Annotated in this window: 12 protein-coding genes; 1 reads left to right on the top strand and 11 read right to left on the bottom strand. The window is 42.7% G+C overall.

Features of this window, described 5'->3' with window-relative positions; all coding sequences use genetic code 11:
- Positions 1-470: 470 nt before the first annotated feature.
- From T515_RS12355 to T515_RS12305, 11 genes are all read right to left on the bottom strand, one after another.
- On the bottom strand, positions 471-1,205 hold the full coding sequence (locus tag T515_RS12355) for a thiamine diphosphokinase (protein WP_036611643.1): 735 nt from the start codon (positions 1,203-1,205) through the stop codon (positions 471-473).
- Positions 1,202-1,723 (bottom strand): nucleoside deaminase, encoded by a 522-nt coding sequence (locus tag T515_RS12350; protein ID WP_155988375.1) that lies wholly within the window; start codon positions 1,721-1,723, stop codon positions 1,202-1,204. Before T515_RS12350 ends, T515_RS12355 begins: the two co-directional genes overlap by 4 nt.
- A gap of 5 nt (positions 1,724-1,728) precedes the next feature.
- Entirely contained in the window at positions 1,729-2,502 is a 774-nt protein-coding gene (udp, locus tag T515_RS12345) for a uridine phosphorylase (protein ID WP_036611640.1), read from the bottom strand.
- Position 2,503: 1 nt separating this feature from the next.
- Entirely contained in the window at positions 2,504-3,205 is a 702-nt protein-coding gene (gene deoD, locus T515_RS12340; protein WP_036611639.1) for a purine-nucleoside phosphorylase, read from the bottom strand.
- Between the two features lie 82 nt (positions 3,206-3,287).
- Positions 3,288-3,707 carry a cytidine deaminase gene (cdd, locus tag T515_RS12335; RefSeq protein WP_036611638.1) on the bottom strand — a complete coding sequence of 140 codons (420 nt, stop codon included), beginning with the start codon at positions 3,705-3,707 and terminating at the stop codon, positions 3,288-3,290.
- 53 nt (positions 3,708-3,760) lie between these two features.
- On the bottom strand, positions 3,761-6,175 hold the full coding sequence (locus tag T515_RS12330) for an AAA family ATPase (RefSeq protein ID WP_036611637.1): 2,415 nt from the start codon (positions 6,173-6,175) through the stop codon (positions 3,761-3,763).
- 13 nt (positions 6,176-6,188) lie between these two features.
- The gene (locus tag T515_RS12325) at positions 6,189-6,986 is read right to left on the bottom strand and encodes a hypothetical protein (RefSeq protein ID WP_036611636.1); all 798 of its coding nucleotides are present in this window, start codon (positions 6,984-6,986) and stop codon (positions 6,189-6,191) included.
- Positions 6,987-7,077: 91 nt separating this feature from the next.
- Complete coding sequence (locus tag T515_RS12320; protein ID WP_036611635.1) at positions 7,078-10,164, bottom strand: HD domain-containing phosphohydrolase; 3,087 nt, start codon at positions 10,162-10,164, stop codon at positions 7,078-7,080.
- Positions 10,165-10,398: 234 nt separating this feature from the next.
- Positions 10,399-11,286 carry a class C sortase gene (locus tag T515_RS12315; RefSeq protein WP_051671703.1) on the bottom strand — a complete coding sequence of 296 codons (888 nt, stop codon included), beginning with the start codon at positions 11,284-11,286 and terminating at the stop codon, positions 10,399-10,401.
- On the bottom strand, positions 11,276-13,189 hold the full coding sequence (locus tag T515_RS12310) for an isopeptide-forming domain-containing fimbrial protein (RefSeq protein ID WP_036611632.1): 1,914 nt from the start codon (positions 13,187-13,189) through the stop codon (positions 11,276-11,278). The genes T515_RS12315 and T515_RS12310 overlap by 11 nt, the downstream gene beginning before the upstream one ends.
- Positions 13,190-13,355: 166 nt before the next feature.
- Positions 13,356-15,434 (bottom strand): SpaA isopeptide-forming pilin-related protein, encoded by a 2,079-nt coding sequence (locus tag T515_RS12305; protein WP_197026445.1) that lies wholly within the window; start codon positions 15,432-15,434, stop codon positions 13,356-13,358.
- Positions 15,435-15,713: 279 nt separating this feature from the next.
- On the opposite strand from T515_RS12305, the gene T515_RS12300 reads away from it, so the two are divergent.
- On the top strand, positions 15,714-16,889 hold the full coding sequence (locus T515_RS12300; protein ID WP_036609367.1) for an IS110 family transposase: 1,176 nt from the start codon (positions 15,714-15,716) through the stop codon (positions 16,887-16,889).
- Positions 16,890-17,020: the final 131 nt, after the last annotated feature.

The raw sequence follows: 17,020 nt of genomic DNA, 5'->3' as shown, positions 1-17,020 counted from the left end.
AGTGGAGGATAGACTTCATGACACTTATATCATAACATAATATTTTCAAGAAATATTGCAAAAAGTGAAAATAAGCTGTCTTATCTGTGGCAGCCTTATGACAAATAAAAAAACCGGTGAATAAATCACCGGTCTAAAATCATACGATTTTTATGGAGTAAGACCAAAACGCCGTACCACACGCTTGACTCCTAGCCTGTATGCTAGGTGGGAGACCTCACGAATACCGCTATAGTCCTTGACCAAATGGAAGGCATTATATGAGCATTCAAATATTGGAATCCCGTAGGTCTTATTTGTAGGTTCAATTTGTGCGGCCTCGAACGTTCCAGCTATTTACTTCTTGAATGGATTATATCAAAGCAGCTTTATCTATTCAAGTAAAGTATTACTCAGTCATGAAAAATTTATAAATGAAGAATATTTTTTTATTTTATGTATTATTTTTAAGAATCCGGTATGATTGTGCTTTAAAACCCGTATACGAGAATCAGAGTTCCTTCCCTAACACTTATCTCGGCTTCTGTTCCCACAAATTCGTTGCTGAGCCCTGTGGGAGTCAGATTATTCAGCGTGACATCCTTTATGATGTATTTGAATCCCTTTTCCGTGACTCCCAGGGAACGGTCGGAATAGGAAAAAGCCGAGAAATACCCTTTCATTTCTTTGGGAAATCGAACAGTGGTATTTCTTATGGCTGTTGTGATCTGGGATGAGCTGTACAGATACCCTCTTGCGCCCTGCATGGCAAGGAAGGCAAGTATCTGGAGATTGGCAATGCTATGATCTATACGTTTTCCCGTTCCGCCGATGATGTGAAACTCCCTGATTCCTTTTTCAAGACCTATTCTGACACAGGCCATCATATCGGGGTCGTTCTTTACAGGATCAATGACTCTGGTCTCTACTCCGTCAAGATCCAGCTTTTTCAAATGATGGATATATTCTGCGGTTTCCGCATCAGCGAAAATATCCAGATCCTTCACATCTCCGGTGGTGCCTTTGACACCGGCCACATGCATGGAATCAAAGTCTCCTACTATAAGATCCGGTTTGATACCAAGTCGTTTGAGATTTTCGTATCCGGCATCTGCGGCGATGACATAATCACCCTCTCCGGGGAGTACGGGCATTCCGAAAAAATCTCCCGCACCTACTATTATGCATTTTCTCTGCTGTACTGTCTCTTCTGCTACCTGCATCATTTTTTGTTCTTTTCCCGCAATCCCTTAAAAAAATCTGTCATTAGTTTTGTGCAATCGTCGTAAAGAATATCCTTCTTCACATCACACTGATGATTGAACCGGCTTTCATGGAGCATATCCAGCACCGAGCCGCAGCATCCTGCCTTCTGGTTCATTGAGCCCATGACAACCCTGGGGAGTCTTGCCTGAACTATAGCTCCCGCGCACATGGGGCAGGGCTCCAGTGTTACATACATGGTACAGTCTTCAAGCCGCCAGTCCTCAAAAGCCTTACATGCTTTTTTTATGGCTATGATTTCTGCATGCATGAGAGAATTATGCTTTTTGTTTCTCTGATTGTAGCCCCGGCCTATGATGGTGCCTGGCTTTATATTGTGGGCTTCAGCATTTTTATCTGCCTTGCTGTCCGGTTTTGTCCCATCATAAACGATGACGCACCCTATAGGTACGTCACCGTTTTTATGTGCTTTCTTCGCTTCCCGTATGGCAAGCTGCATATATTTTTCTTCCTGAGTCAACTGGGTCATTTCGAATCCTGCTTTATAAGTAATCTTAATGCCTCGATGGCGGTCTTTATGGCCTTATCGGTGTCGTGTTCTATCTCATTGCTGAGACCCTGTTTTACACGCTCCTGATTGGACATGATGAAAAGAACCGAACCGACTCTGACCTTGAGGTAGGCAGCAACTGTAAAGAGGGCTGCTGACTCCATTTCGGAAGCCTTGCATCCCAGCTTAAGCCATGACTGCCACTTGTTAAGAAGCTCATAGCTTACAGGAAGATCTTCGGGCTTATGCTGGCCGTAAAAGGCGTCTTTGCACTCCACTACTCCCACATGATGACGGAAACCCAGATTCTCAGCCGCCTGGTTAAGCACAGAAGTAATCTCAAAGTCTGCTGCTGCCGGCCACTCTATGGGAGCATACTCCTTGGAGGTTCCCTCCATGCGGATGGCAGCGTTTGCGATAACCACATCACCGGCCTGAACATTCAGATCCATGCCTCCGGCTGTACCGATGCGGATGAATGTATCCGCTCCGCACATCTTAAGCTCCTCCATGGCGATGGATGCGGAAGGTCCTCCTATGCCTGTTGATGTCACGGATACCGGAACTCCGTCAAGCTTACCTGTATAAGTCACATATTCACGATTATCAGCCACAAAGACCGGATCATCAAAATATGCGGCTATTTTTTTACATCTCTTCGGGTCTCCGGGAAGAAGTACATATCGTCCCACCTGTCCCGGTGCCACACCGATGTGATACATGGTCTTGTCTTCACTGTAATTAATCATATCATGCAAGCTCCAGTGCAATGCGCATCATGTCATTGAAACTCTTCTCACGTTCCTCAGGTGTAAGCTCACCCTCCTTGAAAAGATGGTCTGAAATAGTAAGTATGCAAAGGGCATGCTTGTGTGCCGCAGCGGCGTTCATATAGAGACCTGCTCCCTCCATTTCGCAGGCAAGACAGCCCATATCTCTCCACTTCTCGTTTCTTTCCTTACGTCCGTCGTAGAATACATCCGATGACACGATGTTTCCGACGCGAACATTGACACCTAACTTATCTGCCGCTTCCACAGCCTTTGAAAGAAGACCGTAATCTGCTATTGGTGCAAATGTTCCGGGAAGCTCAAACTGTGAAGCATAGTTTGAATCTGTGCAGGCACCCATGCCTATGATAACGTCGTTGACATTGACATCCTCCTGCAGACCGCCGGCTGAACCGATACGGATGATGTTGTCGACATCATAAAAATGGAAAAGCTCATAGGAGTAGATACCGATTGACGGTATACCCATTCCGCCGCCCATAACGGAAACCTTTTTGCCTTTGTATGTTCCTGTGTATCCGAACATGTTTCTTACTGTATTGAAACAAACCGGATTCTCAAGATAAGTTTCTGCGATATACTTTGCGCGGAGCGGATCTCCCGGCATAAGTACGGTCTTTGCAATGTCTCCGAGTTCTGCTCTGTTGTGTGGTGTTGACATAATATTTTCCTCCAAAATTAAAATCAATTAATAACTGCATACATCCTGTTTCAGAGGGTTTTGTGGTCCCTGTGAAACACTTTTACAGCAGGTTCTCCGGTCCGAAACTTTCCGGAAGAAGCTGTGCCAGAGTGAATATCTTGTAATCCCCGGTGCTCTTTGCGAGTATTATCTCGAAGCTCTCAGGATCACAGAATTCTCTCATGACCTGACGGCAGATGCCGCAGGGAGTGGCATACTGAAGCTCTCCATCATCAGGGCCGCCGGTTATTACGATACGTTTGAAATCATGGACGCCTTCGCTCACAGCCTTGAAAAAAGCTGTTCTTTCGGCACAGTTGGCTGCTCCATAGCTTGAGTTCTCTATGTTGCAGCCGCTGAAGATCTGTCCGTCCGAAGCTTCAAGAGCTGCTCCCACTTTATAGTGTGAATAAGGCGCATAGGATGAATTACGCATATCCAGCGCCTTTTCGATAAGTTTCTTTAAATCTTTTTCTGCCATAAAAAATTCCTTTTGTTTTTTGTATGTGTCTGAAAATTATAGCACATTCTCAGTCAAACAGCATCTATCTGGTCTGCAGGATCAAGTCTGAATCCCAAAGGATATTTTCTGGGCTCTTTTTTATTAAGAAGTTCTGCGCTTTCCGCTGCGGCAAGACGGAAATCCTGCATAGTGATCTCCCTTCCGTCCTTCTGATCTATCTCTGCCCTTAACAGGGTCTTTGACCAGGTACGGTCGAAAAGATTTCTTACATACCTTGCATTTGTGAATTTTCCGGATTTGGTGACATTCTCCGGCAGTTTATCAAAGTAATTCATGATCTCCTGCTTCAGGCTGTCTTCGAGATGGAATTTGTTCCGCCTGCACATGCGAAGAAAAATTTCCCCAAGCTCCTTTCTGCTGAAATCCTTGAACTCTATCTCTCCCGGCATGAATTTGTCTATATCAGGAGCATCTTTTCTGACCTTTTCCAGTTCTTCTTTGGTAAGGGACAGAACAACCAGGATGTTTTCATTGGCCTGCATTTCAGAGATGAGGGTTTCCAATGCTTCTTTATGGAAGTCATAATCCGGCTTCTGCTTGTAATCTTCCGGAACTTCGTAATCATCATAGTCCTTGCCCATCTCATCCTGATCAGGCACTATTTCCTTTATCTCTGGATAAGGCTCGTCTATAAAGAGAACCGAATCCGTGGCATCACGGCAGATGCTCAGGGTCTTAGGTACGGTCTCCCCGGGTACGGTTCCCATAAGATCCTTCATACTGTGTTCAATGATATCCCCCTTTTTGAGGATGCCTTTCTCCCTCAGTATCTCACCAAGTATCCTTGCAATAACAGTTCTTCCCGTTCCCGGATTTCCAACAAACCTGAGACATTTAGGCTTTCCCTCGGCGGTCATTTCATCTATAAGTGAATCAAGCTGTTCTCTTACCTCTTTAACGCCGATCATGTCGGAAAGTTCATTTTCGGGATCGGAGTGATCATGATGCCGGTTTGAAATCAGGTCCTCAAGGTCCGCCGAAGTTATCTCCCTAAGCTGATCTTTTTCGGGTTTATCAAGCACGGTCTCTTTATCCAGTTTCTTCAGGACCATCTCTTTTACAACTTTTCCGATTGTATTCATACCGTAGAAACGGCCATCGGATTTTTCTTCTGCAATCCTTTTTCTGAAAAGTGTGAGTGCCTCCGGGGATATGCTGTACCCGTAGCTTTTAAGCTGCGAAACTGCGGTTTCTTCAAGGAGATTTTGATTCAGGGGCGGCAGTGTGACCACTTCCACGGTAAAGATATCTCCTATAACATCAGCAACCTGATTGAGCACCTTTTTTTCCACATAGGGGATTCTGAATACATATCTGTACATATCCTTTTGTCCATAGAGGAAAAGCAGGAAGTCTCTGAACTCCGGATCATCTATCTGACCTACCCATGTGCTGATGTCTATGCAGAACATACTCGCTTCCGTCTGGGCTATGAACTGCTTGGCCATGGAGGTGGGCAGTCCCACGGATCTTCCGCATGCAAGCTGTATCTCGCAGCCTCCGAACTCTGAAGGAAGAAGGTCCGCATCTCTCATGAAGTCAAAGAACATGGACACTCTTGCGTTTATTCCTATATCCTGCTCTGCAGAGAAGAGAAAAGCCCTGTCCTCAAGCACATCCACAAATTCTTCAGTCTGAAGTACAGGCGCAAGCTTTTGCAGCCTTTCACATAAATGAATGAGACTGTCGCTTCCCTTCAGTTCCCTGATTCTTTGGAATGCCGGAGCTATGTCTTCTTTATCATCTCTCTTTCCGCCGAAGGAAATGGGATCCTGTCCCAGCTTTTTATCACCCTTCTTTTTGCTTCCCGTATCCGTATCCTTGTTTTTCTTTGAACGCTTTCCGGATGACGTTCCGCCCTCTTCGCCAATGGTTACTATATCTATTTCTCCGTTTGAATCCTCATCCTCATCCTTTGAAGAGATATCAGGAGCTGTACGCATACGTTTTCTGGAGGGCTTTTCACTTTCACTCTTTTTGCTTTTTTCCGGCCCTGTTCCCGATGCTTCCGAAAATTCTTTTATTGTGCTGTTTTCTTCCGGGATCCGTCCTGAAGAAGCTTTGGGCTTACTGCCCCGTGCTCTGTCCTCATTATCCACTTCTGCCCCTGAGTCATCCTCGTCGGAAGTCTCGTCATCATCTTCTTCGGACAGGAGACTGATCCTGTAATTCACTATGGCTTCCTGAACATCGTAGCTCATGTCAAAACGTTTCTCCAGGATCCTGCGGAGACAGTAGACCATTTTTTCCTCATCCAGCTCGTTTTCGTCATAGATAAAGGTGGTTTTGGTGACCCCCTGATACTGTACTTCCACGGGAAGACTTTCAGTCATATCTTCGGCGATGATGCTGCAGGGAACGCCCATATTCTTTTCCGATACTGCAGCCAGCCACTGTTCGTCAATGAAAATAGTTAATGCTCTCATCTGTCCCCCTTTCTCAGCCTATCTTCATAAGCTGTCCGGCGAGATTGCCATCATAGTCGTAAAACACTATGGAGTTATATCCGTAAAACAGCAGGTACTCATCATTCTTGGATTTTTTGGATTTCCACATGGTTACACCATTGTGTAAGGTATTGAGTCCTGCATATTCGTAATCCAGGGTTTCGGCTCCGTCATCGTCGCTGACAGTAACGCTTAATTCGGTTACTGATTTTTGAGATACCGTCATGGTTAGATACTTCTGTACAGTTACCTTCTTAGTTACGTCTTTTGTGCCGGTTTTGGTTGCCACTTTACCGGTATTTTTTACCTCGGTGGTAGTGATGAGTCCCGAGTATATTCCATTGAAACTATTCCCATACTCTGCCTGGGCTCTCTGTATAGCAGCATTAACAGCATTCCGGTCATCGGCCATGCGGTGCATGACCATTCCGTCCACTGTCCACTGTCCCAGTGAGTTCACTGTCTTTCCGTCAGGCATGATTCCGTTTATAAGATATACATTGGATTTTATAAGATAATATCTTTCTGCCACACCATCATAATCCGTATCTATCCATGCCCACGCCCCCTTTGAATCTTCAATCTGCTGGAGAGTAAGCTCAGAAGCTTCTATTCCGTAGGCACTCATGGAAGAGCCGGGGACAGAATCGTAGGTGTAGGAAACGGCGCCTCCTACGGAAGATATGGGGGTTACACCCTGTCCTGCTACGGTATAGGCATATAAAGGTAATGGGTTTGAAATGGTCAGAGCCGCTATCATCACTGCGGCCTGAAGGATTTTTTTGTTCATTCTCAATTTATACTCCTTTTCAGGAATCTGTTTTATGGGAGACCCGGTTCTTGTTTTTTTGATTTTGTGTGATTGCATCGTTCCGGGTCGGTTATTTTTTAATGTTTACGATATCTTCGGTACTTCCTCCGCCGTCATCATCCGGAGCGCGGAACTCACCCTTATCCACAAGCCGTAAAAATGCATCCACAACATCACTTGTGAGCTGGGTTCCGGAACCATCTTTAATGATGGAAACAACCTTATCGAAATTCATTCTGTTTCTGTAAGGACGCTTTGAGTACATGGCGTCAAAGCAATCCGCTACTGCAATGATCTGAGCCACTCGTGGTATCTCCCCTTCCTTCAGGTGATTAGGATATCCTTTTCCGTCAGGTCTTTCGTGATGAGCCTGTGCGCCCACCGACAGTTCCGGCATGATGCTGATATCCTTCAGAGCTTCATAACCCTTGGTGGTATGGGATTTGATTATTTCAAATTCCTCATCCGTAAGTTTTCCGGACTTATTGAGCACAGAGGAAGGTACTCCTATTTTTCCTATATCATGAAGCAGGGCTATACGGTAATATTTATGAACTGTTTCATCGTCGTATCCCAGCTCCTTTGAAAGCATAGCGGTATAATGGGCCACGCGGGAGGAATGACCGTTGGTGTAACGGTCCTTCATATCGATCATCTTTGCAAAAGCTTCGGTGATCTCTTCAATAAGAGTCATGGTTTCCTGATTTTTCTTTTTCAGTGCACGCATCTGTTGGTTTATATACACCTGAACCAGATAACAAAGCACAATGGTGATAAATATTAAAGAAATCACATAGAACCATAGCTGTTCGTAAAACGCCTTTTCTTTAACTATTTTTACCGAAAAGGCATTTGTTCCTCTTCCCATGGAATCCTTTATTTCTATAACAAAATTATAAGCTCCTCCACGTAAATTGGTATAGTCCACGGGAACCAGACTGCTTCTGTCAACCGTTCTTCCATAAGAATCGAACCCCTCAAGATAGTAGGTCACCTGAGGATTGATGAGGGAATAATTATAAACAAAGCTGTTTATGGTCAGCTTCTGAATATCGGAAGGAAGATTGAAAACTCCATTTTCATCCGGATAAAATCTGCGGTTATCGGCATCCACGAAAGGCACCGCTACCTTCAGCTCGCTGACATTTTCAAAGTTTTTATTTATGTTTACCTTAACTACCGTCTCCCCGGAAGCTATGTAAAGCTCTCCGTTATCAGTGAGTTCACTGTAAGAATTGGCCGTTGAGATACAGGGAAGACCGTTATCAAGGCCATAGAACACGGTATCAGGTTTTTCGTCTCCCATAAGCTCATCTGCGGAAACCACATAGATTCCGTTGCTGGAAAGAACCCACATATCTCCCGAGCTGTTTTCATACAGATCATAGTTGTTTGAATACGGGAAGTCTTTTATGGTGTGAACCTCAAAGTCTTCTGTGATATAGGTAAGAGAATTACTGGTAACCAGCCAGTAGACTCTTCGTTTATCGTCACGCTTAATGCGCATGATGATTCCGGAACTGAGTCCGTCACGTGTGGTGATATTTCTGGTTTCTTCATCGGTTATGATGAAAACACCGCCTCCGTTGGAACCGAGAAGGATTTCTCCGTTAAATCCCTCAGTTACGGTAAGATTCTCGGGAATAGTTATTCCCGTTTCCTTATCATAGTTTTTTACTACTTTGTCACCTTTAATGATACTGACTCCGCCGGTATTGACAACCAGCATGGAACCGTCTTTTTTCTCACTCACAGCCCGGATCCGGGCGGACATAAGTCCGTCCTTTTCGGTAAATACCATAAGCTCTCCATCATCATATCTTAGGAGTCCTTCGCTGTTCCAGGTGGAGATCCAAAGTCTGTCCTTACTGTCACGGATGATGGAACGTATACGTTTCATGCTGAGGAGACTGATAAGATCCTTCGACTGAAGTTCGATGCCGGATGCTGTTTCGGCTTTAGTAAGATTTACCGAATTAAGGATTTTTCCGTCCTTCTCATCCAGAACCACAAGCCCTGTATCCGACCCCATGAATAATCGGTCTTTATATAGGCAGGTTGTATTAACAACACTTGACGGTATACCGTAACGCTTAAAAAGATCAGTGAAACGATTTGGTACTATCTTCATCACACCCTGTCTTGAAGATGTGAACCAGAGGTTTCCGGAGTAGTCGGTTATCATTTTCTCTATGGAACTGTTCATAGGGATATTGTGAACACACTTTAACTCATCGTCGCAAAGCTTACCGATTCCATTCTGAGCGCATATCCAGAGAGCGCCGTCTATATATTCAAGACTTGAAATGCTGAATATGGGAGACACGTCCCATTCCTTTAAGATTTTACCCTTCCCCCGGAGATCAAAATGATAGATTTTGGATTCATCGGTGGCCAGATAGACATAACTTTTGTTTTTGATATCGGGAAGTATATAAGAAAGATTTGAAAATCCACTGTCTTCATGGCTTATAAAGCTTAGGATATGTCCGTCCTTCACTGTGAATATATCACTGTGATCCGTTATTCCGAAAATCAGCCCGTCTTCATCATTTCGAAGAGCCTCCACGGAAGAATCCGCCACTCTCGGATCATCAAGATACCGAAGCTTCAGGTTCTCATCTATCATGGCAAGCCCACTGCCTGCGGACACGTAAATGGTTCCGTCGGAACCTTCTGTTATGGAAGTTACCCTGAGATAATTCAGACCGTCGCTTTCTCCCCACTGATGTAAATTATCATGTTCCATCATGGCAAGCCCGGCATCATTGGTTCCTATCCACAAACGATTCTTTTTGTCCACATAGAGACTTGTGACGCTGGAAACTCCGGTGGAGGAATCAAGACGCAGAAAAGTATTACCGTCATAGCGTATGAGCCCGCTGTAGCCTCCTATCCAGATGAAGCCCTCTGCTGTTTCGGTGATGGCATTGGCCTCCGAAGTCGGAAGTCCGTTGGTGTTGTTATACAGTACAGCTGTAAAATCTTCCGCTTCCCCTGTCGGATCCACGGAAAGAGGCCTGTTTATATTGCCGCTTTCATTGTGATTTGTCCTTAATTCCTCCGAAAAGGCAGAAAATGACAGCATGATAACAGCAGTCAGTATAATAGAAACAGATATAAGAATTTTCCGTAAACTGAAAAAGGGTTTATTCATAGACCTGTACCTCTGTAAAAATCTTTTATGTCAATACCTTCACACTGATACTCTGCGGCGTAAATCCTCTTGTCATAACGTTTTTGAAGATCACAAAAAAACACTGCTTATTTTTAAAGATTTTTATAAGTTGATTATACATTTTTATTCGTCAATAATCACTAAACAAAAAGAAAAGCCGAAACATTTATGATTCAAAAATCATAAATGTTTCGGCTTTTCGCTAATTATAGATTAACTTTTTTCCTTCTTTACAGGTGCAAATAATGCAAATCCAAGCACAAGTACCGCAAATCCTGCAAATGCTATAGGAAGATACTCCGGAATCTCATGCCCCTGGGAATCATTTGTCTCATCTGAAGTCACTGTAGACACGGCAGAGCCTTCATAATTTCGTGAAGCATATTCCTCTTCACTTATGGTCTCCGTATGTTCACCTCTCACCAGCATGCGGTGGGTATTTACTCCGTAAGGAGTACAGGTAACCAGAGTGCAGTAGTCCTTTCCATCTTCGATATTTATGCTGTTGATTTCATCCGGAAGGACAATGCTTATATCCTCTACCTCGTAAATGAGAACTTTTCCGAGAACGTGAAGTGCAAATATATCCGACTTTGCCATTTCATCAAGTCTTGTGAAGAGCTTGGCTGAAGGAAGTCCACGGTGCCCTGACAGCACAGTGTGACAGCTTTTGCCTCCGACGGGAAGTGATGACCCGGGAATATGGCCTACACCTATCTGCAGTACGGATTCATCTGTGGAATGATAAACAGGCAGCTTTACATCTATCTTCGGTATGGTTATAAATCCCATGATTCCTGTGCCTGTTGTATCAAGGAGTTTATTGTACTCATCTGTATCCGACTCGGACATCTTGTAGCGGTCTGCCTTCAGGGGAAGAGCTTCGTTATAGCTTACGGCATCATTCCACTCTTCTTCAATGTGCTTCGAATCATCACTTGCAAGCTGTTCGGTGTAACCGGCTATGATACGTGACTGATGAAGTGCATTCCACTTTTCACTGATGGTGGGATAAAGCAAAAGCCCTATTCCCGCCACCATGATGATAGCTATAAATCCGGTAATTAAATTTGAAAGTACAGATTTTTTCTTATTCTGCATCTGATCTTCTCTTTATGATGATAGCTGCTCCTCCAAGGATTACAAGAAGTCCGCCCACAGCATACATAATGGTTGTACCTATGCCACCGGTTGAAGGAAGTGTTGAACCTGCAAAGTTCACGATTTCAGTCTTTACGATACCAAGATTTGAATCTGAATTAACAGTTGTCTTGTCATCGAGCGTAACGGTAAGGGCCGTTTTAATTACATTGCCATCTTTGTCTGTTTCTGTTTTCTTTAATGCGTCCTCAGGATCCATGCTCTCCCATGACTGATTGTTTACGGTTTCTGCTTTGATTTCAAGCTTTACTCTATTTGTAAGCTTATTGTAACCGCTTGGCGCCTCTGTCTCTTCAAGATAATAAACTCCGGAATCGAGCCCCTTGATCTTTATAAGACCATTTTCATCTGAAGCAACTTCTGTAGCCTTTGAAACATCATCCCAGCCCATGAAAACACCATTTTCTATCACAGCACCCTTGGCGCCTGTGTCTTCGTTATTGCTTGTTGTGAAGAGCTTGAACTTGGCGCCGGTAAGTGTTCTTTTGTATACCGTTTCAGCAGTTCCGTCACCGTTCAGATCGTATTGAAGCTTCGTATACTTTTTGTCTTTATCGTCATCAGTAATGGCATTATATTCAGCCTCTGAGATATATGTGATCTTTTCGTTATCAAGCTCATAGGTGAAAACTATGTTCTTATCCTCGGGAGTTGTTCCCTTGCCATCTCCGTTAGGGTTGTTGGAGTACTCAAGGTGGAACTCATTTGTATTTCCCGGAAGACCTACAACGGCATTCTCATTGAGAGTAGCTTCGTATCTTACGATAAATATAAATTTCTCTGTGGCCTCTGGTACAGCAGCTTTAAGATCGCTGAAGCTTACGTTAAGACTATGCAGATCTTCTGAGACATCAACTGATGCCTTTGAAGTAACCTCTATTTCCGAAGACTGATTAGAATCTACAGAAGGTCTGAAATAAACCTTCACACTTTCTTTGTCAACATCCAGACCAGAACTCATGGTATCCACAAAAGAATACTGGTAAGTAGTATACTTGGCGTAGTTTGAAGGAAGTGTTCCAACAAGCTCGTAAGGAATTTTTTCTCCGATGCTGTAATCGGCCACATCATTGAAGTGATCTCCTACCTCGAAGGAAGAGAGTCTTGAGTCTGTTGTTCCTGTTACTTCGTGGTCATCCTCTTTAACCTTCTTTAATGATGTAGGAGCATCAAGCTTGGTAGTTGTTTCAGTATCGGCTGTAATCTGAAGAAGATACTGGGTGTAAGAACCTTCAGAGGTGTTCTGAGATCCCTCACTGTCTCTTACAAAATAGTAGCCTGTAGGAAGCTTCAAAGTCGCATTATTGTTTGCAATGATTTTAGCTTCAGCAGTTTTCACGCTTAAGGCCTTGCTTATGCCCTTAGCAAAACTCTCTGCGTTTTCATTTGTAAGACCGTTAGCTACTTTCGCTGCATCCTCTTTGATATCATCATCCGAAAGTATAACTCCGTTGCCCCACACTACATCTTTTAAAGCTGATGGAAGATCATCTATTGAAATGCCATCTCCCCATTTTATGTCTGACAGAACTTTTTTATCATCGCTAAGTGTTCCCTTAAAGATCTGGTAAATCTCAAAGGTGTGAGTGGTTTTACCGGTATTATTGATTTTTAAGGTATAAGTACCTTCTGAAGCTCCGTTTGTGTATGTGACTTCATTCTTCTCGGATGATGTATTTCCTTCTGAAATTGCTGCTGAACCGGCTTCTGATCCTGTCTGTGAACCTGCCTCAGAACTTGTTTCTGAACCGGTCTCTGCATATGCTGCAAATCCCTGTGAAGTTACAGTCCCAAGAGTCATGCCTGTCATCAGTGCAATTGTTAAAAATCTGTTGAATTTCATCGTTTCTATACTCTCCTGTTTGCTATAATAATAAATTTTATTCACTCTGCTATTACCAAGCTCGTGTATGATATAACTATCTGACTTATAAAACCGCTTAAATCACCTGGCCGTTTTGGCTTGCTAATACATATTCGTTAAAATTAATACGCCTTCAGCAATTTCATCAGACTTTTTTATACCTTTTCAACAGAATGAAGGTACTGCCTAAAAGTATCATGATGAAGCCTGAGATATAAAACATAGTGGTACCGTTACCGCCGGTAAGGGGAAGCAGCACACCCCAGAATGATCTGTTGGAAATGGTTAATACATATCCGTTTTGATATACAGCATTTTCCGGGTCACATATATTCTTTGAGTCGTTATCTTTTGGAGCAACCAGTGTAAAGTAGTAAGCATTTTCACTGTTCACTGTATAACCCTTCGGTGCCGTTGATTCCACGAGGCAATACTGCTTATTGAAAAACAGCTTCTGCCCGGTTGTGGAATAGTCAAGAGCTACAGTGGCTGTTCCGTCAGAACCTGTGGTGAACTGTATGATGTTGTTGTTTTTGTCATTGACAGCCTTTTTTTCTCCGTTTTCAATTACGTAAAGGTCAAAGACAGCTCCCGGAAGCGGGGTCTGAATATCCCCCTCCTTGTACTTTATAAGCTTTAGCTTTGCTATACTTCCGTTTGCCTTTGCAAGGGCATTGAAGTAGGCGTCAAAGGCCGTCTCGTCACTGTAAGTCATGAGGGTAGCCTTGTTTGTCAAAGAAGCCTTGTTGGATTCATATGAGAAAACAGGCAGGGCCTCATATTTGATAACCACCTTTGTTTCATCAGGAATATTCTCAAAAGTAAGAAGGTTTCCCTTCATTGAATAGCTGATCTCAGAAGCTCTGTTTTTGCCTGATTTATCCTCTGCGCTTATTTTGATGGAGGAGATATCTATAACCTGATTCTCAAACTCGTCTTCCAGAGTCATGGCTTTGCCCTGGTTTAGAACATCCTTTGAAGGGTTCACAGTGATGGTGTAATAAGCAATACCCTTATTAGCATCATAACCGTATTCTTTCTTTATAGGATTGTGTTCGTAGCTGATGTCCACCTGGGATTTTTCGGAATTCCAGTATGCAGTGTTTCTGATAGTGGCCTTTCCCCCGTTTTCAAGAGCCAGGCGTATGGCATCGGACTCCTTTATGGCAAGGTAGTAAGGTATTCTGTAAAATGAGTAGTACTCTCCGTCAGCTTTTTTAGGAAAATCCTCGATATGAATCTTTATTCCTGAATCAGTTTTTGTTATTTTTGCTTTAACTGTGGTTTCATTATCCGGCCAGTGCTGATTATCACCTCCGTAAATCAAGGCTGTAGTTTTTTTGATCCAATCGTCTGATATATCATCAACGTATGAAAGATGTTCAGTATCAAAGATGTCGTTAATAGTAACATCGCCACCTGTAACACCACCTATGATAAGGCTATACGCGTATATCCGTTTCCCGGAATTCTCATAATTACTGGTGCGAAGCTCTCCTTTCTTTATCAGCTTTTCAACAGGCGGAAAGGCTTTTGCTGATATAGGTGTAGGCTTACCGTTAAGTTTTACTTCTGCCGTGTTTTCATGTTCTAAATACCAGGTGTTTGTGGTTGTTTTTGCGTAATCCAGCCACTCTTTGCTGTTCTTTGTTTTATAAACAATAGTCACTTTTCTATCTGAAGCTGTAGCATTAAGTCCTTCAACCGTTTGGGCTTTATCCTTATAAAAAGTAAAGAAAAGTGTACCTTTGTCTGCATCCAACTTGTAACTTTCAGAATCCAAAAGACCGTCAATACTGACAAGTTCCTCAAATTCATCAAACATATGTATTTTGGGTTCATTTTCAGTCCATACATTCGGAAGAGAATCATTAACTGTAAAGGTATTTACTCCCTCGGCAGGAATGGTCACCTGTATGATCCAGGTTACTTCGTTTAATGTCACCTTTGCTGCCTGCTTTTTGGCATCAACAGTGGTATTTTTATGAGGAGTGGTGGTGACGTCTAAAGGAAATGAACTATTATCATAATTGGTCTCCGCATGGTTCTTCACCGTAAGCTTATTGACATTGTCATAAACGGTGACAGAGGTGGTGTAAGTGACCATGTAGGAAGCTTTGCCATCCTCTTTAGGAACATAATAGGTCCAGTCGTAGTCATGTTCTCTGCTAAGGCTGCTCCAGGGTATATCTCTTGTTTCGGTAGAACCATTTTCAAAAGTCACGTATAATCCAATCATATTAGAAAAGTGATTGGATTATTCCTTTCTCCCAGGTTCTCTGGGCTATTTCTAATCCTTTTCTGATATATTTATTTAGGCACTGTGGATCTGTTTCTAAATCAATACAGCTTTGACTGGTGTGAGGTGACTCAGACCACAGCTTTTCGTCTAATACTGGTAATTAGTTTGTTAACGCTTGACGTTTAGATTTACGTGATTACACAGTCGATCTCTCTGTGGTAGACAACAGTGCCAACTATAATAATCAGGAGGTTATATCTAATGTCTATGTATTTTGCTGGAATTGATATTTCCAAGTACAAACATGATTGCTGCATTATAGCTGCAGCCGATCAATCTGTAGTTGCTAAATTCACTTTTAAAAACAATAAAGAAGGATTTGATCAACTATTCACAACTATTAACTCTTTATCCTCTCCCGAGGACATAAGAATAGGGTTTGAATCAACATCTCATTACGCCCTAAATCTTGAGCTTTTCCTTGAAAACGCCTCGCTAACGTTCATGGAAGTAAATCCAGTCTTGATATCGGAATATAAAAAATCAACCACTCTAAGGCGTACAAAAACCGATTCTGTTGACTGTGAATCTATTGCTCGATGGTTAATGACTGTTGAGTACAAACCCCATTCAAAAGGATTTTATCACTCTTATTCTTTAAAGTCATTAACCCGTCTTCGCGATAGGTTAGTCCGTCAAAGATCTTTATATCTTGTTAAACTCACTAATGTTCTTGACCATACATTTCCGGAGTTTAAGCCATTCTTTAATGAACGTTTTTCTAAAACAGCTCTATATCTATTAGAAAACTACGGCTCTGCTGAAAACATGTCTGCCATGAATGAAACTGACTATAATGAAATCCGTCGCATATCCCATGGTAAGTTTTCTCCTCAACAGTTCCTTGAGTTGAAGCGTTTAGCTACTAATACTGTTGGCATCAATAATTCCATATTTGATGTCGAACTTGAAAGTTTACTATCCCTTTTCAAATCCTTAGTCAAAGAAATAAATTCGCTTGAAGGCGAGATTATAAGGCTCATCAACGAAGTTCGTCCTCACTTCATGACCATTCCAGGAATTGGTCCTATTTCTGCGGCAGTAATCTACGCAGAATACGGAGACATTTCCAATTTTTCATCACCAGCACAGATGCTAGCATTTGCTGGCATTGAGCCAAGCGTAAATGATTCAGGTACAGAATCCCATGGTGGAAAGATGGTAAAGCACGGATCATCTCCATTGCGATATGTCTTGCTAAACTGTTGTCTTCCTTTAATTCGCTTCGATATGACTTTTGCAACTTACTATGCCAAGAAGCGTCATGAAGGTAAACCTCATCGGGTAGCTATAACCCATGTTGCAAAGAAACTCATACGAGTAATCTTTGCTTTAGAAAAACAAAACATAGACTTCAATTCTCAGAAATCACGCTAATTTCAAATAATATCTGATCCGTCCACCATCTGAAATACGGTATATTCAGATGGTTTATTAAAGTTACCCTCAAGTCAATTAATCCCAAATTTTCTCTAAAACCTATTGACTACTAATAGTTTGTCACCTCA

This window comes from Oribacterium sp. P6A1 (assembly GCF_000702885.1).
Taxonomy (GTDB): domain Bacteria; phylum Bacillota; class Clostridia; order Lachnospirales; family Lachnospiraceae; genus Oribacterium.
This window is presented reverse-complemented; position numbering and strand designations above follow the sequence as displayed.

Bases quoted from the DNA above. Each gene is read 5' to 3' on its own strand.
- T515_RS12330 (WP_036611637.1), bottom strand. From the start codon at position 6,175: ATGAGAGCATTAACTATTTTCATTGACGAACAGTGGCTGGCTGCAGTA.
- cdd (WP_036611638.1), bottom strand. From the start codon at position 3,707: ATGGCAGAAAAAGATTTAAAGAAACTTATCGAAAAGGCGCTGGATATG.
- deoD (WP_036611639.1), bottom strand. From the start codon at position 3,205: ATGTCAACACCACACAACAGAGCAGAACTCGGAGACATTGCAAAGACC.
- T515_RS12320 (WP_036611635.1), bottom strand. From the start codon at position 10,164: ATGAATAAACCCTTTTTCAGTTTACGGAAAATTCTTATATCTGTTTCT.
- T515_RS12310 (WP_036611632.1), bottom strand. From the start codon at position 13,189: ATGAAATTCAACAGATTTTTAACAATTGCACTGATGACAGGCATGACT.
- T515_RS12315 (WP_051671703.1), bottom strand. From the start codon at position 11,286: ATGCAGAATAAGAAAAAATCTGTACTTTCAAATTTAATTACCGGATTT.
- T515_RS12325 (WP_036611636.1), bottom strand. From the start codon at position 6,986: ATGAACAAAAAAATCCTTCAGGCCGCAGTGATGATAGCGGCTCTGACC.
- T515_RS12355 (WP_036611643.1), bottom strand. From the start codon at position 1,205: ATGATGCAGGTAGCAGAAGAGACAGTACAGCAGAGAAAATGCATAATA.
- udp (WP_036611640.1), bottom strand. From the start codon at position 2,502: ATGATTAATTACAGTGAAGACAAGACCATGTATCACATCGGTGTGGCA.
- T515_RS12300 (WP_036609367.1), top strand. From the start codon at position 15,714: ATGTCTATGTATTTTGCTGGAATTGATATTTCCAAGTACAAACATGAT.